The 21,220-nt window shown below is 68.1% G+C and carries 20 protein-coding genes; 15 read left to right on the top strand and 5 right to left on the bottom strand.

Features of this window, described 5'->3' with window-relative positions:
- Nucleotides 1–215: 215 nt before the first annotated feature.
- Genes merA through SVA_RS15445 form a run of 3 tightly spaced genes read right to left on the bottom strand, consistent with a single transcriptional unit; the run spans nucleotide 216 to nucleotide 2,349 of the window.
- Nucleotides 216–1,670: a mercury(II) reductase gene (merA, locus tag SVA_RS15455; protein WP_096462077.1), complete on the bottom strand. Its 1,455-nt coding sequence runs from the start codon at nucleotides 1,668–1,670 to the stop codon at nucleotides 216–218.
- A 10-nt stretch (nucleotides 1,671–1,680) separates the two neighbouring features.
- Nucleotides 1,681–1,983 (bottom strand): mercury resistance system periplasmic binding protein MerP, encoded by a 303-nt coding sequence (gene merP / locus SVA_RS15450; RefSeq protein WP_096462076.1) that lies wholly within the window; start codon nucleotides 1,981–1,983, stop codon nucleotides 1,681–1,683.
- Nucleotides 1,984–1,992: 9 nt separating this feature from the next.
- The gene (locus SVA_RS15445; protein WP_096462075.1) at nucleotides 1,993–2,349 is read right to left on the bottom strand and encodes a mercuric transporter MerT family protein; all 357 of its coding nucleotides are present in this window, start codon (nucleotides 2,347–2,349) and stop codon (nucleotides 1,993–1,995) included.
- Nucleotides 2,350–2,420: 71 nt separating this feature from the next.
- Here SVA_RS15445 and SVA_RS15440 point away from each other — a divergent pair, with 71 nt between their 5' ends.
- From SVA_RS15440 to SVA_RS15390, 11 genes are all read left to right on the top strand, one after another.
- Nucleotides 2,421–2,843 carry a MerR family transcriptional regulator gene (locus SVA_RS15440; protein ID WP_420823890.1) on the top strand — a complete coding sequence of 141 codons (423 nt, stop codon included), beginning with the start codon at nucleotides 2,421–2,423 and terminating at the stop codon, nucleotides 2,841–2,843.
- A gap of 443 nt (nucleotides 2,844–3,286) precedes the next feature.
- A complete protein-coding gene (locus SVA_RS15435; RefSeq protein ID WP_096462074.1) occupies nucleotides 3,287–4,033 on the top strand; it encodes a ZIP family metal transporter in 747 nt (248 codons plus the stop codon).
- 92 nt (nucleotides 4,034–4,125) lie between these two features.
- Nucleotides 4,126–4,449: a hypothetical protein gene (locus SVA_RS15430; RefSeq protein WP_096462073.1), complete on the top strand. Its 324-nt coding sequence runs from the start codon at nucleotides 4,126–4,128 to the stop codon at nucleotides 4,447–4,449.
- A 49-nt stretch (nucleotides 4,450–4,498) separates the two neighbouring features.
- Nucleotides 4,499–5,788 carry a TolC family protein gene (locus SVA_RS15425; RefSeq protein WP_096462072.1) on the top strand — a complete coding sequence of 430 codons (1,290 nt, stop codon included), beginning with the start codon at nucleotides 4,499–4,501 and terminating at the stop codon, nucleotides 5,786–5,788.
- Nucleotides 5,789–5,808: 20 nt separating this feature from the next.
- The gene (locus SVA_RS15420) at nucleotides 5,809–6,921 is read left to right on the top strand and encodes an efflux RND transporter periplasmic adaptor subunit (protein WP_169924136.1); all 1,113 of its coding nucleotides are present in this window, start codon (nucleotides 5,809–5,811) and stop codon (nucleotides 6,919–6,921) included.
- A gap of 13 nt (nucleotides 6,922–6,934) precedes the next feature.
- Entirely contained in the window at nucleotides 6,935–10,039 is a 3,105-nt protein-coding gene (locus tag SVA_RS15415; RefSeq protein ID WP_096462070.1) for an efflux RND transporter permease subunit, read from the top strand.
- On the top strand, nucleotides 10,036–10,695 hold the full coding sequence (locus tag SVA_RS15410) for a methyltransferase family protein (RefSeq protein WP_169924135.1): 660 nt from the start codon (nucleotides 10,036–10,038) through the stop codon (nucleotides 10,693–10,695). The genes SVA_RS15415 and SVA_RS15410 overlap by 4 nt, the downstream gene beginning before the upstream one ends.
- Nucleotides 10,671–11,123 carry an MgtC/SapB family protein gene (locus SVA_RS15405; RefSeq protein WP_096462068.1) on the top strand — a complete coding sequence of 151 codons (453 nt, stop codon included), beginning with the start codon at nucleotides 10,671–10,673 and terminating at the stop codon, nucleotides 11,121–11,123. Before SVA_RS15410 ends, SVA_RS15405 begins: the two co-directional genes overlap by 25 nt.
- Nucleotides 11,120–11,464 (top strand): P-II family nitrogen regulator, encoded by a 345-nt coding sequence (locus SVA_RS15400; protein ID WP_096462067.1) that lies wholly within the window; start codon nucleotides 11,120–11,122, stop codon nucleotides 11,462–11,464. Before SVA_RS15405 ends, SVA_RS15400 begins: the two co-directional genes overlap by 4 nt.
- A 26-nt stretch (nucleotides 11,465–11,490) precedes the next feature.
- Complete coding sequence (locus SVA_RS15395; protein ID WP_231971917.1) at nucleotides 11,491–12,180, top strand: TPM domain-containing protein; 690 nt, start codon at nucleotides 11,491–11,493, stop codon at nucleotides 12,178–12,180.
- A gap of 113 nt (nucleotides 12,181–12,293) precedes the next feature.
- Nucleotides 12,294–14,219, top strand: coding sequence for a heavy metal translocating P-type ATPase (locus SVA_RS15390; protein ID WP_096462065.1), 1,926 nt, complete (start codon nucleotides 12,294–12,296; stop codon nucleotides 14,217–14,219).
- Here SVA_RS15390 and SVA_RS15385 read toward each other — a convergent pair.
- Nucleotides 14,216–14,713, bottom strand: coding sequence for an RT0821/Lpp0805 family surface protein (locus SVA_RS15385; protein WP_096462064.1), 498 nt, complete (start codon nucleotides 14,711–14,713; stop codon nucleotides 14,216–14,218). The genes SVA_RS15390 and SVA_RS15385 overlap by 4 nt on opposite strands.
- 366 nt (nucleotides 14,714–15,079) lie before the next feature.
- Entirely contained in the window at nucleotides 15,080–15,652 is a 573-nt protein-coding gene (locus SVA_RS15380; RefSeq protein WP_096462063.1) for a thioredoxin fold domain-containing protein, read from the bottom strand.
- A gap of 431 nt (nucleotides 15,653–16,083) precedes the next feature.
- On the opposite strand from SVA_RS15380, the gene SVA_RS15375 reads away from it, so the two are divergent.
- The 4 genes from SVA_RS15375 to SVA_RS15360 all read left to right on the top strand — a co-directional run bounded on the left by SVA_RS15375 (nucleotide 16,084) and on the right by SVA_RS15360 (nucleotide 20,003).
- On the top strand, nucleotides 16,084–16,374 hold the full coding sequence (locus SVA_RS15375; RefSeq protein WP_096462062.1) for a glutaredoxin family protein: 291 nt from the start codon (nucleotides 16,084–16,086) through the stop codon (nucleotides 16,372–16,374).
- A gap of 9 nt (nucleotides 16,375–16,383) precedes the next feature.
- Nucleotides 16,384–18,831 carry a heavy metal translocating P-type ATPase gene (locus SVA_RS15370; protein WP_096462061.1) on the top strand — a complete coding sequence of 816 codons (2,448 nt, stop codon included), beginning with the start codon at nucleotides 16,384–16,386 and terminating at the stop codon, nucleotides 18,829–18,831.
- Nucleotides 18,832–18,900: 69 nt separating this feature from the next.
- Nucleotides 18,901–19,560: a cytochrome c biogenesis CcdA family protein gene (locus tag SVA_RS15365; RefSeq protein WP_197703245.1), complete on the top strand. Its 660-nt coding sequence runs from the start codon at nucleotides 18,901–18,903 to the stop codon at nucleotides 19,558–19,560.
- An 8-nt stretch (nucleotides 19,561–19,568) separates the two neighbouring features.
- Nucleotides 19,569–20,003, top strand: coding sequence for a heavy metal-responsive transcriptional regulator (locus SVA_RS15360; protein WP_096462059.1), 435 nt, complete (start codon nucleotides 19,569–19,571; stop codon nucleotides 20,001–20,003).
- Nucleotides 20,004–21,220: the final 1,217 nt, after the last annotated feature.

The following is a 21,220-nucleotide window of genomic DNA, read 5'->3' as shown; positions in this document are numbered from 1 at the left end:
GATACCGCGACTCATCGTGCCATCATGGCTTCGCGCTTCGAATCGTGGCGGGACTTCGGTCCCGAAAGACCTCTGCGTCTTTACGCCGCGGCCAACGGTATGATTCAGGACGTCCATTCACAATCGCCCTTCGCGCTCGACCAGTAGCGCGTTCGGCACCGAACGGTGATGAGGCGCCGGCCTTCCGCGACGAGTGCGCCTGAGACGGCGCCCCGTCAGCCGGCGCAGCACGACAGGTGCTCCACGTCCTTCGAAAAAGCCTGCGCCGCGAGTTTCAGTCCCTCGACCATCGTCAGGTAAGGGAACAACTGGTCGCCGAGCGCCTCGACCGTCATTCCTGCGCGCAGGGCGAGCGCCGCGCTCTGGATGATTTCGCCGGCCTGCGGCGCGAACGCCTGCGCGCCCAACAGGCGACCCGAGCCCGCCTCGGCCACCAGCTTGATGAAGCCGCGGGTATCGAAATTCACGAGCGCGCGCGGCACCTGTCCGAGGTCGAGCGTCCGTGACTCCGCCGCGATCCCCTGCGTTCGCGCCTGGGTCTCGCTCAAGCCCACGGTCGCGACCTGCGGGTCGGTGAATACGACCGCCGGCATCGTCGAGAGATCCAGCCGCGCGTCGCCGCCGAGCATGTTGATCGCCGCACGCGTGCCGGCGGCCGCGGCGACGTAGACGAACTGCGGAAGGTTCGTGCAGTCGCCGGCCGCAAAGATATGCCCGGCCGAGGTACGCAGGCGATCGTCGATGACGACGGCGCCGTTCCTCCCGGTTGCGACGCCGGCCCGCTCGAGAGCGAGGTCGGCCGTGTGGGGCGCGCGGCCCGTGGCGACGAGCAGCCGCTCGCCGCGCACGACTTCGCTCCCGAGGTCCACGCGGAAGGCATGGCCATCGAAGGCCACACGGTCGATGCGAACGTGCGTGAGTACCCGGAGTGCTTCGGCCTCGAACGCCTCCCTGAGCGACGCGCCGAGCGCCGGGTCCTCGCGCGAGAGCAAGGTGCTGCGCGCGAGCAGGGTCACCCGGCTGCTCAGGCGCGCGAACGCCTGCGCGAGCTCGACGGCCACCACCGAGCCGCCGAGCACGATCAGCCGCTCGGGAAGCGCGTTCGCCACGAGCGCGTCGGCCGAGGTCCAGTAGGGAGTCCCGGCAAGACCGGGCAAGTCGGGGACGACCGGCGTGCTGCCGGTGGCGATGAGGATGCGGTCGGCGGTGACCCGCCGCTCGCGGCCCGCGACATCGGTGACGGCGAGCGCGTGGGGTTCGAGAAAGTGCGCCCGGCCCTTCATTAGATGAATGTTCGGGTTCGCATCCAGGATCGACTGGTATTTCGTCCGGCGCAGCTCACCCGCGCGCGCTTGCTGCTGCGCCACGCGCGCGGCATTGTCGAGCGCGAGTTCCTGCCGGGCGAGGCCGGCGAAGGGGTGGTGCGCGGCGAGGTGACGGATGTGCGCACCGCGGATCAGGATCTTCGAGGGCACACAGCCGACGTTGACACAGGTGCCGCCGAGCGTTCCCGACTCGATGAGCGTCACGCGGGCGCCGCCCTCGGCCGCGCGGATTGCGCAGGCGAAGGCCGCCGAGCCGGAGCCGATGATGGCGATGCGCAGCGCCTCGGCGCGCTTGCCGGAAGTAGTGCCGGTCTCATCCTCGCTGCGTCGCGGCCGAGTGATCATGATCGAAGCGTCACGGCTGGAGCGTGGAGGGATAACCGGCCTCGGTCGTGGCGCGGGTCAGCGTCTCGACGTTGGTTTTCGCGGGATCGAACGTCACCATGGCGGTCCGGGTCTCGAGATCGACCTCGACCGCGGCGACGCCCGGCACCTTCCGCAGCGCCCTGCGCACCGTGATCGGGCAGGCCGCGCAAGTCATGTTCTCGACCGCGAGCGTCACGGTCCTCGCGCCCGGCGCGTCGGCCGCCGCGGCCGACGGCGTCGGAGTCGGGACGAGGGCGAAAAGCAGAAGGGCGGTCAACAGAGATTTGTACATGGGGCTCCGTCAATAAAAGAGGGGTGCGTACCAGGGAAAGGCGAGCAGCGCGAGGAGCGGCAACGTCACGATCCAGAAGACCGCGCGCTGCCTGCGGAGGCGCTTCGGATCCGCGCACGGCGTGCCTGGCTCGCAGGCCGGCGGGAACAGGTAGAGCCTGCGGAACGAGAGCCCAAGGAACACGAGCGCGGCGCCGACGAAGAGGGGGCGGAAGGGCTCGAGCGCGGTCAAGTTCGCGATCCAGGCGCCGCCCACACCCGCCGTGAGCAGCACCAGCGGCCCGACGCAGCAGACCGAGGCACCGATGCCGGCGACCAGCGAGGCGACGAGCGAGGCGCTCCCCGACCCGTTGGAACGCGTTCTCATTGAACATGCTCCGCTTCGAAAAGGACGGTGGTAAGCTTAGGTGCGGAGTCAAGTACGGAGTCAAGCGCGTGGTGCAGGGCAGAGAACTGACTATCGGCGCGCTCGCCCGAGCGGTCGGCGTCAACGTCGAGACCATACGCTACTACCACCGCATCGGCCTGCTGCCGCTGCCGGGGTCCAGGCACGGCGCCTTTCGCCGCTACGACGGCGAGAGTCTCAAGCGCGTGCGTTTCATCCGCCGCGCGCAGCGGCTCGGCTTCTCGCTCGAGGAAATCGCGGCCCTGCTCGGGCTCGCCGACGGCAGGCATTGCCGCGAGACGCGCGACCTCGCACAGAAGAAGCTTCGCCTCATCGACGAGAAGCTCGCCGATCTCGCTGCGATTCGAAAGGCGCTCAGGAGCCTGATCGCCGCCTGCGGCAGGGGCGGCGGGGGGCACGGCTGTCCGATCATCGACAGCCTCAACGAGGACGAGGAACCGGGTTCAGCGCGCTGACCAGAGGAAGCGATGGTCAATCCTCTTCGCGCAGATGGGGAGAGGAGTTCACTGGCCGCCCCCTTGGTTCATCCCGTCGATCTCCATTCGCATCCCGCCGGACCCACTCGTCGGCGGCGTGATCGGGCTCTGGCTCGCCGGCCTCTGTCTCTCCGTGCCCGCGTCGGTGGACTTCATCGCGCTTTTCGGCGTCGTCCATTGCCCGCATACGGATGGCCGGCTCTCCTGCCTGGGCAGGCCGAGGAGCATCGCCCGGCGCGCGAACACAGAGGCCGGTCTTATCGGGCTCGCTCCGAATTGCTCGTGGCCGCTCCGCCGCACTCGGATGACTCTCCGACGAGTCAAAGCCGTCGGCGAACGGAACAAATAACCACAAGCGTCCTTCCGTGTTTCTTGCCAAACTTTCCGTGCGACGATGCCGTTTGGCGTCTCTCTAACGCATCGTGACCGAGTTCTTCCTCGTTCTCGCGCTCGTCGCGCTTCCGGCGCTCGGCAACTTCGGGGGCGGCCTCTTCGCGGAGTTTTTTCCGCTCCCCGCGCGCGCGGTGAGTCTTGCGCTGCACGCCGCCGCCGGCATCGTGTTGGCCGTCGTCGGACTCGAGCTTATGGGGCGCGCGATCGAGGTCGAGCATGCCTGGCTCGTGGTCGGCACGTTCGTGCTCGGCGGTGTCGGCTACTACTACCTCGAGAAGGGCGTGGGCATCGTCCGTCGACGGTTCGGCGGTGGCGCGGAAGGTGACTCGCCCTGGATGATCTACCTCGGCGTCTCGGTGGACCTCTTCAGCGACGGGGTGCTGATCGGCTCCGGGTCGACCGTCGCGCTGACATTCGGCCTGCTCCTCGCGCTCGCCCAGATGCCTGCTGACATCCCCGAGGGATTCGCTGCATTGGCAGCCATGAAGCGCTTCGAGAAGCGCCGAACCCGCCGGTTGTGGCTTTCGGCGGCGTTCGCCATCCCCATCGTTCTCGGCGCGACGCTCGGTTACTGGCTGATGCGTGGTCAGCCCGACTTCGTGAAGTTTGCCCTGATCAGCTTCACCGCGGGCATCCTGACGACGGTCTCGGTCGAGGAGATGGTGCTGACCGCCCACAACTCGCCGGGCCGCTATCGGGCCGGGGAAGACCCGCTCGAGGGAGTCGCCCTGGTCGCCGGCTTCGGCCTGTTCGGGCTGCTCAGCGCCTACACTTGACGGCGGTTCCGATATCACGTCGGCCATGGAACAGCATGTCGAGACCGAAAACGGTTGCCGCCATGGCCTGGGTCAAGTAATCTCGCTTTCCCATGAAATCCGTGCTCGCGTCCGTGCTCGCCGTCGCCGTGCTCCTGGCCTCGCTGGCATGGGCCGGCGAGGCCTATTGCGGTACGGGCACTCCGCTTGGCGGCGACAGGGTCGCTGCGAGCGATCAAGGCGATTCCGCCCCGACTCCGGACGTACAGACCCACATCGGCCACCACTGCGGGCACTTCGGGCAGCACCTCCTCGGTGAACCGGCTGCGGGTCTGCCGGTTCCGACGCAGCGGCCTTCGGTGACATTCGAAGCGCCTCTCGTCCCGCACCTTGCCTCGGTAATCGACACCCCCATCCGTCCGCCGCGCGCCTCCTAGTCGTACGTTCTCCCGGCTTCCGCCGGGCAACACGACATGCGAGGTGCTCATGTTGCATCGTTGTCTTCCGGGTTTGGGGCTGTGCGCCCTGACCCTCCTTTCCGTCCCGCCGTCCGCGGCGGGTGAAGTTCGCGGCTCCGGCGCGGCGGTCTCCGCCGAGGCGCTCACGCGCGAGCAGGCCGTCGAACAGGCGCTCGCCGCGAACCCGACGCTCAAGGCCTTCGGGCGCGAGCTCGAGGCGGCGCGCGCCCGCAGGCTCCAGGCCGACGGCTTCGACCCGCCCACGTTCTTCTGGGATTTCGAGGAGGCCGAGCGCCTCGGCAGCCCGTCGCGCTTCGGCAACCAGGTGCTCGGCGTCGAGCAGAGCATCGAGTGGTTCGGCGTGCGGCGGGCGCGCAAGGAGGCCGCGACGTTCGGCGTCGATGCGGCCGAGGCGCTCCTCGAGCGCGCGCGCAGCCGCATCGCCGCGCGCACCCACAAGGCGTTCGACGAGGTGCTGCAGGCGCGGGCGGCGGGCGAGTTGCTCGAACGCATGACGACGCTCGCGGGAGAGGCGGTGGAGCTCGCGCGCGCCCGTTTCCGAAGCGGTACCGCGAGCTATGTCGATTTCCTGCGGCTGCGCCTGCGGCGCGAGCAGCTTCAGAACGAGCGACGCACGGTCCTCGTCGCCGAGACCGCCGCACGCCGGGAGCTGAACGGCCTGCTCGGACGCAGCGGCGAGGCGATCACGCTGCAGGGCGAGCTCACGGAGACCGCGCCGCTCCCGGAAGTATCCCCCTACCTGGCTGACGCTGAACAAAAAGCGCCGACGTTGAGGCTCCTCGAATACCGCCGCGCGGAAGCCGCCAAGCGGTACGAAGCGGCGCGCGGCGGTCGGCTCCCCGAGTTTACGCTCGGTCTCGGGCGCGAGCGGCTTTACGACGGCGCTGCCGACTACGCCTGGGCCGGACGCCTCGGGCTGCGCCTGCCGCTGCCCGGCTCGGACCGCCAGCAGGGGCGGGAGGCCGAGGCGCTCGCCGAGCTGAACCGCACGGCGGAGCTCGGCCGGGCGCAGCGCCTCGCCGTCCAGACCCGCTTGGGTCAACGCCTCGACGAGGCCGCGGTCCTGGCGCAGCGCGTCGAGGACTACCGCAAGGTCCTGCTGCCCGATGCCGCCGACCAGCTCAAGGCGGCGCAGCAGGATTATCGCGTCGGGCGGATCGACGCCCTCGGCCTGATCGACGTCTTCAATACCTATGTCGAGATCCAGCGGGATTATCTCGAGACGCTCGCGCGGCTTCGCGCCGCGGCGGCCGATCTCGCGGGTTTCGGCGAGGATCTCTGGGAGGTGGAGCTGTGAGACGGATGCGAAGTGATCGCATGGCGCAGGGCCTCGCGATGCTGTTGGCGCTATCGCTTCTGATTGCGGGCTGCAGCCGGCAGAGCGAGCCGGCCGCGCAGCCGCCGACGGCCGAGGCGAAGCCCCGCGCCGCCGAAGGCGAGGCGCACGAGGAAGGAGCGGCGCTCGCGCTCGAGGCGCTGGTGCCGCGCGGCGTGAAGACCGGAAGAGTCGAGAAGCGGGCGCTCTCGGAAACCCTGCGCGTTCCGGCCGAGATCCGCTTCAACGAGCAGCGCCGCGCGGTCGTGAGCGCGCGCACGGCCGGCTGGATAGAGCGTTTGGCCGTATTCGCGAACCAGCCGGTGCGCAAGAACGCGTTGCTCGCCGAGATCCACAGCCCCGAGTTCTCGAGCGCGCAGCAGGAGTACCTGCTGATCGCCGAGCGGGCGCGCAACGATGCGACCGGCGAAGCGTCGCGCCTGCTCGCCGACGCGGCGCAGCGCCTGCGGCTCCTCGGGCTCACGGACGAGGAGATCCGCGAGCTCGAAGCGAGCCGCGAGCCGCTCAAGGACCAGCACGTGCACAGCCCGATCGGCGGCATCGTGATCGAGCACAAGGTCGCCATCGGCGACACCGTGCAGCCGGGGCAGCCGCTCTTTGTCGTGGCCGATCTCTCGAGCGTCTGGGCACAGCTTTCGCTGAACGAGAGTCAGATCGCGCAGGTCCGGGCCGGCACGCCGGTCGCCCTCACGACTTCCGCCTACCCGGATCGCCGGTTCAAGGGAACCGTCCTCTCGCTCGGCGCCGAGGTGAAGGAGGAGACGCGCACGGTCTGGGCCCGCGCGCTCGTCCAGAACCCAGGCGGGCTGCTCAAGCCCGGCATGTTCGCCGACGCGGAGATCGCTACGGGCGGAGCGAAGGCGGTGCTCGCGGTGCCTGAGGCGGCCGTGATCCAGCTCGAGGGGCGGGCCACCGTGTTCAAGGTCGAAGGCGGCAACCTGCATCCGGAGCCGGTGAAGGTCGGTGCGGCGCGTGGCGGCCAGGTGGAGGTCCTCGAAGGCCTCGCACCGGGCGACGAGATCGCGGTCGAAGGGCTGTTCCTGCTCAAGTCGCTCGTCCTGAAGTCGCAGATGGGCGAAGGCCACGGGCACTAACTAGGAGACCGCGATGCTCGAAAGACTGGTCGAGATCTCCCTGCGCTACAAGTTCCTGGTCCTCGTCGTCTTTGCGGTCGTCGCGTTCCTCGGCTGGCGCGCGGTGACGACCGTGCCGATCGACGCCTTCCCCGACGTGACGCCGGTGCAGGTCAACATCTATACGGAGTCGCCCGGCCTCGCGGCCGAGGACGTCGAGCAGCTCCTCACCTTCCCGGTCGAGTCGGCCATGGCGGGGCTGCCGGGGGTGGAGCAGATCCGCTCGGTGAGCCTCTTCGGGCTCTCCTACGTCTCGGTCTACTTCGACGATGCCATGGACATCTACTTCGCCCGGCGGCTCGTCATGGAGCGGCTGCAGGAGGTCGGCGACCGCATCCCCGAGGGGTACGGGAAACCGGAGATGGGGCCGAACTCCTCAGGGCTAGGGCAGGTGTTCTGGTACACCCTCGAGCGCGCCGACGAGAACCTCAAGAACACGGTCTCCGACATGGAGCTCCGGACGCTGCAGGACTGGACCGTGCGGCTCATCCTGCGCACCGCCCCCGGCGTCGACGACGTGCTCTCCTGGGGCGGGCAGGAGAAGCAGTACCAGGTCGTGATCGACCCGCAGCGCTTCATCAAGTACGGGCTCACCTACCGGGAGGTGATGGAGGCGATCGAGGCGAACAACCGCCAGGTGGGCGGGCAGTACGTCAACATCGGCGCCGAGCAGTACCTGGTCCGGGGGCTCGGGCTCGCCTCCGACGAGGCCGACCTCGGGCGCATCGTCGTCAAGGTGAGGGACGGCGTGCCCGTTTACCTACGCGACGTCGCGACCATCGCCCAGGGACCGGCGCTGCGCTTCGGCGCCGTGACGCGGGACGGGAAGGAGGTCGTGCTCGGCATGGCGCTCTCGCGCATCGGCGAGAACGCGAAGAACGTGGTGGACGCCGTCAAGGCCAAGCTCGACATCGTGAAGCAGGCGCTGCCCGAAGGCATGGTGCTGCGGCCGGTCTACGAACGCACCGAACTCGTCGAGCAGGCGGTCGGGACAGCGGAGCGCGCCCTGATCGAGGGCTCGATCCTGGTCGCGATCGTGCTCTTCCTCTTCTTAGGCGAGCTCCGTGCGGCGCTCGTCGTGATCGCGGCGCTGCCGCTCGCGATGCTGATCGCGTTCATCTTCATGGAGAGAGCAGGGCTTTCCGCGAACCTCATGTCGCTCGCGGGCCTCGCGATCGGGATCGGCATGATGGTCGACGGCGCGGTCGTGATGGTGGAGAACTCGTTTCGCATCATGGCCGAGTGGCGCGAGCGCGACCGCAAGGTCGACCGTACCGCGGCGGTGCTGACCGCGGCGCGCGAGGTCGCGAGCCCGATCGCCTTCGCCATCCTCATCATCATCGTCGTGTTCCTGCCGCTCTTCAGCCTCCAGGGCCTGGAAGCCAAGCTCTTCAAGCCCATGGCCTTCAACATCAGCTTCGCGATGGCGGGGTCGCTGCTCCTCACGCTGACGCTCATCCCGGTGCTGGCGGCATTGATCCTCAAGCCCAAGGAGGAGCGGGACACCTGGCTCGTGCGCACCGTCAAGCGGGGCTACCTCCCGCTGCTCGCCTGGGCGCTCGGCAACAAGAGAAAGACCGTGATCGCCGCAACGGCGCTCCTCGTCGGCTCGCTCGCGCTCTTCCCGTTCCTGGGGAAGGAGTTCATGCCGCAGCTGCAGGAAGGCTCGATCATGTGGCGCGTGACCTCCATCCCCTCGACCTCGCTCGAGCAGTCGATCGAGGTCTCGAAGCGGATCTCGCAGGCGCTGTCCGGGTTCCCCGAGGTTAAGACCACGCTCGCCATGATCGGCCGCGCCGAGAAGGGCGAGACCGCGGACGCGAACTACATGGAGATCTACACGGAGCTCAAGCCCAAGGACGAGTGGGGCAGCGGGCGCACGATCGAGGAGCTCAGCGAAGCAATGCGCGAGAAGCTCGAGGAAGCGGTGCCGACGATCGTCATCGCCTTTACCCAGCCGATCCAGATGCGGGTCGAGGAGCTGATCTCCGGCGTGCGCGCCACCCTCGCCGCCAAGATCTACGGCGAGGACCTCGCGACCCTCGACCGCCTGAGCCGGGAGATAAAGGACGCGATTGCCAGGGTCCCCGGGGTCGCCGACCTCGCGCTCGAGGCCAACCTCGGCAAGCCGCAGGTGCGCATCCGCGTCGACCGCGAGGCGCTCGCGCGCTACGGGCTCAACGCCGACGACGTCCTCACGGTGGTCCGCACGGGCATCGGCAACGAGCCCGTCTCCACCCTGATCCAGGGCGTGAAGCGCTTCGACATCACCGCCCGGATCGCCGACGAATCCAAGGCTTCGGTCGAGGCGATCCGGGCGATACCGCTGCGAACCGCCAACGGAGCGATCGTGCCGCTCGCGCGCGTCGCGGAGGTGTCGGTCGCGGAAGGCTACTCGTTCGTGCGGCGCGAGCAGCTCCAACGCTACGCCGTGATCCAGATGGACGTGCGCGGGCGCGACGTGGACGGCTTCGTGCGCGACGCGAACCGCGCGATCGCCGCCCAGGTCAAGCTCCCGAGCGGCTACTGGCTCGAGTGGGGCGGGGCGTTCGAGAACCAGCAGCGCGCGATGGCGCGTCTCAGCGTGATCGTGCCGCTCACCATCTTCTTCATCTTCGTGCTGCTCTACACCGCGTTCAACTCGGTCAAGTACGCGGCCCTCATCATCGCCAACGTCCCCTTCGCCACCATCGGCGGGCTCGTCTCGCTCTGGATCACGGGCCAGTACCTGTCGGTCCCCTCGGCGATCGGCTTCATCGCCGTCTTCGGCGTCGCGATGCTGAACGGCATCGTGCTCGTCTCGTTCATCAACGAGCTGCGCGAGAAGGGGCTGACCGTCGCGGACGCCGTACGCCGGGGAGCCGAGCTCCGGCTTCGGCCCGTGCTCATGACCGCGAGCGTGGCGATCCTCGGCCTCATCCCGATGCTGCTCTCGAGCGGGGTGGGCGCCGAGACCCAGCGCCCGCTCGCGACCGTGGTCGTCGGCGGGCTCATTACCTCGACGCTGCTCACGCTGGTGCTGCTGCCGGTCATTTACGAATGGATCGAGACGCGCAAGCGGAAGGAGGAAACGTCTTGATCGCGGCATCCCTCGGCGAGCTCATCGCGCGCTACCGGTTGCACCTCTCGTTCGTCCTGTTCGTCGCGGTGGCGGCCGAGTGGCTCGTGGACGACGGCGGCCGGCCCCATCCAATCCTGAGCCTGGTCGATCTCCCGCATCCGATCGGGCTCGCCCTCATCGCGCTAGGGCTCGGCCTGCGATCCTGGGCGGCCGGCGTTATCGACAAGCGTCGCACCCTTACCACTGGAGGGCCGTATAGCATGGTCCGCCATCCGCTCTACGCGGGCTCCTACCTGATCGGCGTCGGCTTCGCGGCGAGCATGGAGGACGGCCTCGCCATCGTTGCGGCCGCTCTCCTGATCCCCGCGGTGTACGCGTTCGTCGTCCCGCGCGAGGAACGGCTTCTCGCCGAGCGTTTCGGCGCGGCGTGGGAGGGCTATGCGGCGCAGACGCCGCGCTTCGTGCCCCGCCTGCCCTTGAGACCCGGACCCGGACAGTGGCAGTGGCGCGCCTGGCGCAGAAACCGCGAATGGCGCGTACTCGCGCGGACCGTCGCCGTACTGGTCCTGCTCGAGTGGCTGAACGATGCCGCGGTCTCGCCCTCTTCGCCTGTAACCACACCGGAGGAACCCGGAGCGGTGCTCACTTCATGGACTGGAATAACGAGCTCGTAATGGTGCTGCGCGCCGTGTTCGCAGCGCTCCTGGGCGGCATCGTCGGTTGGGAGCGGGAGCGGCACGGGCGGGAAGCGGGCGTGCGCACCTACGCGGCGGTGTCGCTCGGCGCCGGCGTGTTCGCGCTCGTCTCGAGTCACGTGGACGGCGCGACCGACCCGACCCGTGCCGCGAACGTGGTCACCGGCGTCGGCTTCCTCGGCGCCGGCGTGATTCTGCGCGAGCAGGGCCGGGTCGCGGGACTCACCACGGCCGCGACGATCTGGGCCACGGCCGCCGTGGGGCTCGCCGTCGGCTACGGCATGTACGTGATCGGTGTCCTGACATCCATCGTCATCTTCTCGCTGCTGGCGCTCCATCACTTCCCGGCCTGGCGCTCGATCAAGGCAAGGGCGAGACATCACTCACACCCGGAGAAACGCGCATGAAAGAGATCAAGGCCTTCGTCCACCGCAACCGCATCGCGGATGTCGTGCGCGCGCTCGAGAGCGCGGGATATCGCAACCTGTCGATCATCGACGTCAAAGGCATGCTCAAGGCGCTCGACGCCCGGGAAGAGGAGTACTCCGTCGAACTGGGCGAGAAGGTGATCACCGAAGTCAAGCTGGAGCTCGTGTGCCACGATGAGCAGCGCACGGCCGAAGCCGTCAACATCATTCGCGACCACGCCCGGACCGGCCAGCCCGAGGCGGGCTGGATCTACATCAGCGAGATCACCGCCGCCGTTCCCATCGGCGAGGCCGGCGCGATCGGCCCTCACGGCCGATGATCGACTCAACCCGGCCCGTGGCCCGCATGGCGGGGAGCCGCCCGACCGGGGGCGGGCCGGCCGGCGCGGCGCGCCCCCGACGGCGTCTTCTCGCGCTCGCCGCTCTCTGCCTGGCGTTTTTCGGGATGCCCGCGTCGCCGGCGCAAACCGCTCCGCGGCCGCTGCCCCCGCTGCTGCGCTCCTTGAGCGACGAGGCCGGGGTTCTCGATGTTGCGCAAGGCCGAGCGCTCGCGGCACGGATCGCCGACCTGGAGCAGCAGGCCGACGCGAGGATCATCGTGCTGATCGCGAAAACGATCCGGCCGGAAAGCATCGCGGCCTACGCCCAGCGCCTGATCGCCCGCTGGAGAAAGCGCACGAACGCGCTGGAGGGCGGGCGTTTCGTCTTTGTCGTGATCGTGCAGGAGGATCGCGAGTTCAGCGTCGTGCCCGGTGAGGCGCTCACTTACATCCTGAAGCGGCTCATGGCCCGGGACGCCATGGCCGACGTGCAAATGCGGCTCGGCCGGGACGAGTATTACGAGGCGATCGCGCTCATCCTCGATAAGCTGGCGCAATTGATCCGGCCTTCGAGCGATGTCGTCCGGAGCTCCGGCCCTCCCGGCACGCAGGCCCGATGCGCGTTTTCGCCCCGGCAAGGGGCTGGCCACGAGCATGAAGCCGTTCGCGGCCAGCGGTGCGATGGCCGAGGCGCAGGCGCGGTTCGCTCGGGGTGAGCACTACGAGGCGCTGGCGCTCATAGTCGAGGTTCTCGCGCGACTGATTCTGCATTGATCCGAGGAATCTCCGGGGACGGACGAGCGTCTAGGAGCAAAGCAGGAGGGTGGGCATGACAAGCGGGTGCGGCAAAGAAGAGGCGTACGTGGGGTCGTGGTGGCGCTACCCGCCGCTGCGCAACGCGCTTGCCGCGGGCCTGATCGCGGCCGCCGGTTTCGTTCTCGCGCACGTGAGACTGATCCCCGAAGGCATCGAGAACTTCTTCTACTGGGTCGCGATCCCGCTCGGCGGGTGGCATTGGGCGCGCGAGGGCATCGAGGAACTGGTCCGCGAGAGGGAGGTCGGCATCGAGATCCTGATGCTCGCGGCGACCGCCGGTTCCGGGTTCCTCGGGCTTTGGGACGAAGCGGCGGCGCTGGTGTTCCTCTACGGCGCGGCCGAGGGCACCGAAGAATATACCTACGCGCGCACCCGCCATTTCATCCGTGCGCTCCTCGATCTCGCGCCCAAGGAGGCGCGCGTGCTGCGCGATGGCCACGAGGTCACCGTACCGGCCGAGTCGCTCGAGCCGGGCGAGCTTTTCGTGGTCCGCCCGGGCGAGGCGCTGGCGACGGATGGCGTGATCCGGGAAGGCAGGTCGAGCCTCGACGAATCGCCCGTCACCGGCGAGTCCATCCCGGTGGACAAGGGCCCGGGAGAGAAGGTGTTCGCCGCCTCGATCAACCGCCAGGGGGCGCTCACGATCGAGGCGACCGCCACGTTCGCCGACAACACCCTCGCGAAGATCATCCACCTCGTCGAGGAGGCGCAGGAGCGCAAGGGCAAAGCCCAGCAGTGGATCGAGCGCTTCGGGCGGCGCTATACGCCGGCGGTGCTCGCGGTCGCGCTCGGCTTCCTGGTCGCGCCGGTCGCGCTCGATCTCCCCTGGGAAACCTGGTCGGTGCGTGCCGTGGTGCTGCTCGTGGCGGCCGCACCCTGCGCGCTCATCATGTCCATGCCGGTCGCCATGGCCGCAGGCATCGGTTCGGCGGGGCGCCGGGGCATACTTATTAAAGGTGGCGCGCACCTCGAGCACCTCGGCACGATCCGGGTCGTCGCCTTCGACAAGACCGGCACGCTCACCCACGGTCGGCCCGCCGTCACGGACTTGCGCGCCTTTGCCGGCACCGAGCAGGAGCTGCTCGCGGCCGCCGCGGCGCTCGAGCACTACTCCGAGCATCCGCTCGCGCGGGCCATCGTCGAGCACGCGCGAGGGGCGGGCGTCATGCCCCCGCCCGCCGACGCGTCCGAGGCGCTGGCGGGAGCGGGCGCCCGGGGCGAGATCGGGGAGCGCATCTGGTATGTCGGCAGTCCGAGCCTCTTCGCGACGCTCGGGAGCGAGCGTGGGAGCGCCGAGGCGGAGATCGCGCGGTTGCAGAGCGAGGGCAAGACCGTCGTGCTCGTGGGCGAAGGGCAACGGGTGCGCGGCCTCATCGCCCTGCAGGACCGCCTGCGCGCAGACGCGCGGGCCACGATCGCGCGGCTCCATGCGCTCGGCATTCGCACGGTGATGCTCACGGGGGATAATCGCCGCACGGCCGACGCCGTGGCGCGCACGGTCGGCATCGACGACGTGCGGGCCGAACTCAAGCCCGACGACAAGGTGCGCGCCGTCGGCCAGCTCCAGCGCGAGCACGGCGCCGTGCTCATGGTCGGCGACGGCGTAAACGACGCCCCGGCGCTCGCCGCCGCGACCTGCGGGATGGCCATGGGGGCGGCCGGCACCGACGCCGCGATCGAGGCCGCCGATGTCGCGCTCATGGCCGACGACCTCGGCAAGATCGAAGAGGCGCTGCGCCTCGGGCGCAAGGCGCGGCGCGTCTCCGCGCAGAACATCGTGTTCTCGATCCTGGTGCTCGTCGCGCTCATTCCTTCCGCGGTGGCCGGCTGGATCAGCGTCGCTTTCGCGGTGCTGGTGCACGAGGCGAGCGAGCTGCTCGCGGTCGCGAACGGGCTGCGGGCGGGGCGTATGCCCGAAGCCGGGCAGGAGGAACGTTAACCCTGCACCTTCCAGCTCCCGTCCGGCTGGCGGCAGGCCGTGCCGTAGATCTTCTCCTTCTTTCCGCCGATCACCGCATCGATCGTATACTCGCGGCACGGACCGGATGCCGTCTCGTAGGTCTTGGTCGGCGTGACCGCGTACTGGTTGCCCGTATCCGGGTTGCGCCAGGTCGAGGGCACGCCGGTGCGCACGGTTTCGAGAGTGGCCGCCGTCTTCAGGCGGTCGGTCTCGTCCATCGAGCGGCCGATCGCCCCGCCGATCATGGCCCCGGCGATGGTCCCGGCGATGATCGCCGCGGTGGGCGCGGGATAACGCCCGTAATAGCCATGGTGCCCACGGCCATACCCGCCGCCGATCTCGGATCCCAGTATGCCGCCCACGATGCCGCCGATGACCATCCCGGCCTGCTCCTGTGGCCCTTGATAGGTGGCGCAGCCCGAAACAACGAGCAGGCTGGCGAGCGCTACTGCTGGCACACGCGTGATTCGCATAAACCGCCTCCTGTCCTGCATTCGCGTCGTCGCACGACGAAGGCCGGCCCGAGCGACTGCGTGGAACTCACGACAGGCTACGGTTTTCCGACGCCCTTTGCTTTGATCCGGATCAGAACCACGTGCCACGCCCAATAGCGAGGTTTCGGCCGCGCTCATGGCGGCTCCCCTAATACCACGATTCCAGGAAGCTTACAGGTACCGTGGCCTCGCCTGTGGATCGGCACGTACTCCGGCAGGCGCCCGGTCACAATCAACGTCCGCCCGGTCTGCCGCCTCAGGACGCGACGCCTCCTTCGAGCGTCTCGCAACCTTTCGCGGAGCGCGAGGCCATCCAAACCGAGCACCCGATCGTGTAGCTCCTGTTCACGGCAGCCGGACGAGCACTTTACCTAGTGCGAGCGGCGATAGCGCCCCCTGGATGATGACGGCACGGCCATCTCTGCTCGGAAAGAGCATGGTCGGGACGACCGGGACATCGAGCCTGTTGAGCAGCAGTTCATTCGCGCGCAACTGTTGCTCGGTCTCGTCCGAGGGTATCTCCTCCTCGATGCCGCCGCTGAACGTTTCGCTTTGGTAGCGCTCCTCGTTACGGCGCAGGGCCGCGCGCCGGTCCGGTACCTGCAGGATCGCGGCCGCCTTGCCGAGACTGGTCGCGTCGACGACGGCAACCGGTATCCAGCGCACCTGCAGGTTATGCGAGGCGACGAACGTTCGCAGGTTGCGGTAGAGAAGCTGGCACGACGGACAATTCGGATCGAAAAAGATGTAGACGACGCGTCTGCCCCCTCCGTCGGCGATCCAGGTCGCTTTCGGAAGGTCGGCCAGCACCGCCTCGGCCGGCGCCGCCGGGCTTGGCGCCGGCTCCGCGGCCAAGCCCCGGGCCGACAGGACCAGCAGTGCGACGGCAAGCGTTATCAAGGTACGTTCGGGTCTCATGGGGGACTCCGTTGCCGAGCAGACAATTCCAGGCTAGTCACTGGAGCCAGGTCCAGGTCAAGCCGTCCCCGGCTCACCGGTGCGCCAAGGCGATGCGTCCCACACTCTTGACCTGGAGTGGACTCCAGGGTGTACGGTTCTTTGCGTGCGCACGCTCGTCGTGTTGCTGTCGCGGCTCCCGTTTTCGCGGGCGGGGCGGTGGTGGAGCTCGAAATCCAGAACATGGGCCCGTCGGCGTTGCGCCTGCACGGTGGGCGAGCGGCTCGCCGGACTGCCCGCATGAGGACGTCAAGATCAGCCTCAAGACCGATACGGCGCGCGTGGTCATGGCACCCGGCCGGCACCGACCTGACCCGGATGCGCAAAGCAGTGGCGGATACCGGCTTGGAGGCGGGCGCGGTGACGGTCATTGAGCAAGAGGATGGCCGGCAATGACGATCAAGGTCGAAGTCTTCTCTTCGCCCGGCTGCAACAGGTGCGCGCAGGCCAAGGACGCGCTCAAGCGTATCGCCGCCGAGCTCGGCGGCGAGCGCATCGAGTGGCGCGAGGTGAACGTGCTCGAGGAGCTCGACTACGCGGTCAAGCTCGGCGTGCTCTCGACGCCGGCGATCACCGTGAACGGCCGGCTCGTCTTCACCGCACTGCCGTCCGCAAAGAAGCTGCGCGCGGCCCTGGAAGAAGAGATACGAAAGGGTTACGTCCAGTTGCCTGCTCACAGGTGAGGTGCCGCCATGAATGCCACCGTTTCTGAAACCGCTCCGCGCTTCTGGAGCGAAGAACCGTCCGCCCGACCCGGCCGCCGGCGCATCCGCGCGCGCATCGGCGGCCTGCACTGCTCGCTCTGCACCGGCACGATCGAGAAGGCGTTGGGCCGCGAGCCCGGCGTCGAGCAGGTGGCGGTGAGCCTGACGCACGAGCAGGCGCTGATCGAATACGACCCGAGCGTGGCGCGCGCCGAGGCGCTGCTCCAGACGCTCAAGGACATCGGCTACACGATCTCCGATCCGCGAAAGCTTCGCCCCTATGACGAGGAGGAGGCGCTGCTCGTGCAGGAGGGGCGGCGCTTCGTCGCCGCCGTCGGCGCGAGCCTTGCGGCGATCGCGCTCGTCGCGAATCCCACCGGGTTCTGGACCGCGCTGCTGCCGGCGGTCGCGGTCGCGAGCCTCGCGGCCTTCCTTTTCGTGGTGCTGAAGCCCCGCGGTGTGCCGGCGGCCCTCGCCGGTTCTGCTGCGCTCGGCGCCCTGGCAGCCGGAATCTTCTATGCGCGCGCGGGCGGCTGGCTCGCCGGTTTGACACCCTGGCTCGCCGCGGGGCTTGCGCTCTTCGTCGTGTTCGGCGTGGGCCGGCACATCCTGCACATGGCGATCCAGGCGCTCAAGCGCGGCATCCTCAACCAGCACGTGCTGCTCGAGATCGGCGCTTTCGCCGGTATCGCGGGCGGCATCATCGGGTTGGTCTGGCAGCGGGACGGCTATCCGACCGCGGCGTTCTTCGCCGTCTCCGTGATGGTCGCGACCTACCATATCTTCTCCGAGTGGCTGTCGCTGATCGTGAAGACCCGAAGCTCCCAGGCGGTGAAGAAACTCCTCGACCTTCAGCCCGACATGGCGCGCGTCGTGCGTGCCGGGCGCGAGACGGACGTCCCGGTCGAGGACGTGAAACGCGGGGAGCGCGTGCGCATCCGCCCGGGCGAGCGCATCCCGGTGGACGGAAGAGTGGTCGAGGGACACTCGGCGGTGAACGAAGCGCTCGTGACCGGCGAGCCCTTGCCGGTCGAAAAGAAGCTGGGCGATACCGTGATCGGCGGCTCGATCAACGGCACCGGGACATTGCTCCTCGAGGTGACGGCGGTGGGCGAGGAGAGCTTCCTTGCCCAGATCATCCGTCATGTCGAAGACGCTCGTGCCATGAAGCCCGGGCTGCTGCACCTCGTCGACCGGGTGCTGCGGGTGTACACGCCCACGGTGCTGATCGTCGCCGCGACCGCCTTCATCGGTTGGCTCGCAGGCTCGTACCTTTTTACCGGTGCGGCCGACCTCGAGCGCGCGGTGTTCGCGGGCTTAAGCGTCCTCGTGATGGGTTATCCCTGCGCGGTCGGCATCTCGGCGCCGCTTTCCATCGTGCGCGGCTCGGGCGAGGCCGCCGAGCGCGGCATCCTCATGCGCACCGGCGAGGCCTTCCAGGGCTACCGGCTCGTGCGCACGGTCGTGTTCGACAAGACCGGCACGCTCACCGAGGGGGAGCCCGCGGTGCAGGAGATCGTGGCGGCGGGCGGTACCGAGGGGGAGCTGCTTGCGATCGCCGCCGCGGCCGAGGCGAGCTCCGAGCATCCGCTCGCCCAGGCGATTGTCAATGTCGCTTTCAAGCGCGGCCTGGCGCCGCCCGCGGTCGAGGAGTTCCAGGCGGTGCCGGGTCAGGGCGTCACCGCGCGCATCGGAGGCGGCGCGGTGCTGGTCGGGAGCCCCGGCTTCCTCAAGAGCCGAGGCGTGAATCTTGGGTCGCTCGCCCCGCGCATCGACGAGCTCGAGACGCAGGGGCGGACGGTGACTGCAGTGGCGCGCGCGGGCCAGGCGCTCGGCGTCATCGCGCTCGGCGACCGTCTGCGCCCGGATGCGGCGAAGACGGTTGCCGCGCTGCATCAGCGTGGCCTGCGCACGGTGTTGCTTACCGGCGACAACGAACGCGCCGCGCGCCGCTTCGCCGCCGAGGCCGGTATTGCCGAGGTGCATGCCGGCGTGCGCCCGGAGCGGAAAGCGGAAATCATCCGCGAGCTTCAGACGCGCGGCCGGGCGGCGATGGTGGGCGACGGCGTCAACGACGCCCCGGCGCTGATGCAGGCCGACGTCGGCATCGCCATGGCGAGCGGCACCGACATCGCGATCGAGTCGGCCGACATCATCATTCTCAGACCACGGCTCGAGACGGTGGTCGCGGCCCACGAGATCAGCCGCCGCGGCTACCGCAAGATGCTGGAGAACGTCGCGCTCGCTTTTCTCTTCAACGGTGTCGGCATCCCGCTCGCGGCGACCGGCCTCGTCTACCCGGTGTGGGCGATGGCGGCGATGGCGGCGAGCGTGACCACGATCTTCTTCAACTCGCTCTGGGGCCGCCCGCAGCTCCTGTTCGACGCGCTCATGAGCGTCGGCCGGCCGCTCGACGTAAAGCCACAGCCGGTATGATGACCCGCTCTATCGTCTCGGTCGTTTTAGTCCTCCAGACCAGGTCATATGGACGCTGAGTCGCTCCGCTTGGCATTGCAGCACGCAAGTGTCGCGGGTCTGGCCCTCGGCTTCGCCACCGGCTTCGTCTTCAGCTTCAATCCCGTGGCGGTCGCCGCAATCCCGGTCACGCTCGCCTATGTCACCAAGGCCCGTGAGCCGCGACGGGCGGTGTGGCTCGGCGGGGCGTTCATCGCCGGCATGCTCGTCACCCACGTCGTGCTGGGCGTGGGCGCGGCGCTGGGCGGTGAATGGGTGAAGCAGGTCATGGGCCGCGAGTGGGGGTTGGTGCTCGGGCCGCTCCTGATCGTGCTTGGGCTAATGTGGCCGGGGTGGATCAAGCTCCGGCTCCCGTGGTTCTCGATGCGCGGCACCCGCGTGGCGGGAGTGTGGGGCGCATTCCTACTCGGCATCCCGTTCTCGGTCGCGATCTGCCCGTTCTGCACCCCGGCGCTGCTGGTGATGCTGACGGCGGCAGCCGGGATCGGTTCGGTGTCCTTCGGCTTCGCGCTGTTGCTGGCGTTCGCACTCGGGCGCTCGGTGCCGATCCTCCTCGGCGCCTGGGCCGTCGGCTGGCTCGAATCGCTCAAGGCGCTCACGCGCTGGCAGAAGGCCTTCGAGATCGCTGGCGCGCTGGTGCTGATCGGTAGCGGCGCTTATCTTATTAATGAGTACTTCTTCCTGATGTAGAGGCGATTATGGGCCAGTATCGCATCAGCGAGGTCACCGAGCAGCTCGGTCTCTCGCCCGACACGCTGCGCTACTACGAAAAGATCGGGCTGCTGCCCAGGATCGGGCGCAACGGCGCCGGCATCCGCTTCTACAATGACCAGGACCTCTCGCGCCTGAAGTTCATCCAGCGGGCGCAGAAGATGGACTTCTCGCTGCTCGAGATCGGGGTGCTATTGGCCATGCGCGAGGCGCCGCACCGCGCGCGCTCCAAGGTGCGGCAGCTTACGGGGAAAAAGCTCGCGGAAGTCGAGGCGCGGCTCGTCGAGCTCACGACGCTGCGCGACGAGCTGCGCCTGCTGCTCAACCTCTGCGCGGGCGCCGATTCCGGGGCCTGTCCGATCATCGAAAGTATCGGGCGTAACGGGGTGCCCCGTCAGAAGCGGAAGCGGCGATTGTCGTAACGCGAGCAGCGCAAGATCCAAGTCCGGTGCGTCCATCAGGTCGCGCCGCTTGCGCTCGAATTGGCACAGGACGGAGGACTTTCGCCCCGCTATACGCCCCCGAACCGGAAAACAGCGTGCCAGATTCTCGCGGAGCGCTATCATGTGCGCCATCGTCTGCGGCTTCTTCAGGCAGCCGTACAACACAGCGCTGTGTCGGCGGCAGCAAGCCATTTCAGTGCCCGGCAGCAATGGTTTGTAAAATACGAGCTTCAAGCCAAAGGCGGCAAATGCTACTCGTAAGTACCCCGTGTTTTCTCTTTGCGTCCTTCGAGCGCCGCGGCTGCGCGGACCCATTCTCCTGCCGCCGTGAAGGCGAGCACGGGGCTAAGAAAGGTGCGAGAAGCGGCCCTGGCGTCGGTTCTTGCGCCCGGTTCTCCGCTGGACCGCCTTGCGGCGGCGCACAAGATCCTGGCGACCGTTGATGCTGCACTGGAAATTCCGACAACGCTTCGATCCGATTTCGAGCGACTGACACGAGAAATCGAAGCGGTCATCTCACGCCCGGCCTCGCGGGGTTCAGTATCCGAGGTGCAAGCTCTCATCGTTCGGCTCCATCGTCTCTACGCGGTCCTCCGAGGCACGCTCCGTCCATAACCACCTGGAGCGTGCTCGGATTCGACCCTCGCCTCCGGAGATGATCTGCAGCGACCCGTGGGCCTTATACGGTCGGGAGTTTCAGCGCGAATGAAGTGTTTTGTCGCTCCCAGCCCATCAGTGGTAATTGGAGATGAGCAGTGCGTCGTAGAGCCTCTTGATGTCCGAGGCTAGGGCGCGCGCTTCAGCCTCGGCAAGCCGAAGGTCGCCGGGGCCATATAATAGGAATGACGCCACGCGGTGGCGCAGCCGAAGGAGTTCCAGCCGGAGGTGGGCAGGGAGGCGTTCCGGATCGAAGGAAAGCAAAAACTTACCCCCTTGTATTTTTTGTCCGGGGCCTCGAGGGCTCCATCAAGCATCGGACCTGGTCGTCATTTTGTTGAGGCAAGAAATGGGCCAGTGAGTGAGTCATTTAGGTTGGTCTCCAGCGGCAAGGGCTCTCGCCCCTAGCCCGAAGTCTTTATCGCGGGTCTAAAAGTAGTGCCATCAGACCTTTAACTGATCCCCACCCGCCCGCCTAAAAGCAGTTGCAATATAAACGAGAATCATTATCATTCGCGTTAACGTTAGCGCCCGCAACT

The sequence above is a fragment of the Sulfurifustis variabilis genome, assembly GCF_002355415.1.
In the GTDB taxonomy this organism is placed as follows: domain Bacteria; phylum Pseudomonadota; class Gammaproteobacteria; order Acidiferrobacterales; family Sulfurifustaceae; genus Sulfurifustis; species Sulfurifustis variabilis.
The sequence above is the reverse complement of the archived record's forward strand: the minus strand, read 5'-3'. Positions and strand labels throughout refer to the sequence as shown.

Bases quoted from the DNA above. Each gene is read 5' to 3' on its own strand.
- merA (WP_096462077.1), bottom strand. From the start codon at position 1,670: ATGATCACTCGGCCGCGACGCAGCGAGGATGAGACCGGCACTACTTCC.
- merP (WP_096462076.1), bottom strand. From the start codon at position 1,983: ATGTACAAATCTCTGTTGACCGCCCTTCTGCTTTTCGCCCTCGTCCCG.
- SVA_RS15445 (WP_096462075.1), bottom strand. From the start codon at position 2,349: ATGAGAACGCGTTCCAACGGGTCGGGGAGCGCCTCGCTCGTCGCCTCG.
- SVA_RS15430 (WP_096462073.1), top strand. From the start codon at position 4,126: ATGAAATCCGTGCTCGCGTCCGTGCTCGCCGTCGCCGTGCTCCTGGCC.
- SVA_RS15425 (WP_096462072.1), top strand. From the start codon at position 4,499: ATGTTGCATCGTTGTCTTCCGGGTTTGGGGCTGTGCGCCCTGACCCTC.
- SVA_RS15420 (WP_169924136.1), top strand. From the start codon at position 5,809: ATGGCGCAGGGCCTCGCGATGCTGTTGGCGCTATCGCTTCTGATTGCG.
- SVA_RS15415 (WP_096462070.1), top strand. From the start codon at position 6,935: ATGCTCGAAAGACTGGTCGAGATCTCCCTGCGCTACAAGTTCCTGGTC.
- SVA_RS15405 (WP_096462068.1), top strand. From the start codon at position 10,671: ATGGACTGGAATAACGAGCTCGTAATGGTGCTGCGCGCCGTGTTCGCA.
- SVA_RS15400 (WP_096462067.1), top strand. From the start codon at position 11,120: ATGAAAGAGATCAAGGCCTTCGTCCACCGCAACCGCATCGCGGATGTC.
- SVA_RS15395 (WP_231971917.1), top strand. From the start codon at position 11,491: ATGGCGGGGAGCCGCCCGACCGGGGGCGGGCCGGCCGGCGCGGCGCGC.
- SVA_RS15390 (WP_096462065.1), top strand. From the start codon at position 12,294: ATGACAAGCGGGTGCGGCAAAGAAGAGGCGTACGTGGGGTCGTGGTGG.
- SVA_RS15385 (WP_096462064.1), bottom strand. From the start codon at position 14,713: ATGCGAATCACGCGTGTGCCAGCAGTAGCGCTCGCCAGCCTGCTCGTT.
- SVA_RS15380 (WP_096462063.1), bottom strand. From the start codon at position 15,652: ATGAGACCCGAACGTACCTTGATAACGCTTGCCGTCGCACTGCTGGTC.
- SVA_RS15375 (WP_096462062.1), top strand. From the start codon at position 16,084: ATGACGATCAAGGTCGAAGTCTTCTCTTCGCCCGGCTGCAACAGGTGC.
- SVA_RS15370 (WP_096462061.1), top strand. From the start codon at position 16,384: ATGAATGCCACCGTTTCTGAAACCGCTCCGCGCTTCTGGAGCGAAGAA.
- SVA_RS15360 (WP_096462059.1), top strand. From the start codon at position 19,569: ATGGGCCAGTATCGCATCAGCGAGGTCACCGAGCAGCTCGGTCTCTCG.